This window comes from Streptomyces sp. JHA26, from assembly GCF_002005565.1.
GTDB lineage: Bacteria > Actinomycetota > Actinomycetes > Streptomycetales > Streptomycetaceae > Streptomyces.
On the sequence record NZ_BDJC01000169.1, the window covers coordinates 1 to 530 of the forward strand.

Annotated in this window: 1 pseudogene; it reads right to left on the reverse strand. The window is 65.1% G+C overall.

The annotated features are described in order from the left end of the window. A pseudogene (locus JHAT_RS33565) lies at nt 1–530 on the reverse strand (hypothetical protein); the annotation flags it as partial.

Sequence of the window (530 nt, forward strand, 5' to 3'; positions counted from 1 at the left end):
AGTGTCTTCTTCGGTCCGAGCGCCGTGGCGAACCGTTCGGCGAAGAGTTCGTCGTTGCCGTACTTCTTCAGTCCCTCGTTGAGCTTGTCGAAGTCCGCGACGCTCAGGTCGTCCGGGTCCTTCTTCGCGAGGGCGGCCAGCTCGTCGGCCTTCTTGATGGCGTCGGCCGCGGTGTCGCGGTCCTTGTAGCTGGCGTCGGAGAAGCCCATCTTGCTCTGGTCGGCGATGGCCTGGAGCACGGTCTTGGCGGAGTTGTCGCTCTCGCTGGCCTTGTTGAGGATCCCCTGGAGCTCGTCCCGGAGCGCGGTGATGTCCTTCTGGTTGTCCTGGTCCATCGTGCCGCGTGCTTCCGGGGGAGCGTCGGTGGTGACGGTGAAGCCGCCCTCGTACCCGATGACCTTCAGGCCCTTCTTGCGGCCGCGGTCGATGGCTTCGACCAGTTGCCGGTGGTAGCCCTTCAACTCGCCCACCGTGTCGCTCAGGATCTTGTGGATGGTGTCGGCCTGGGTGTGGGCGTCGGCGAACTCACC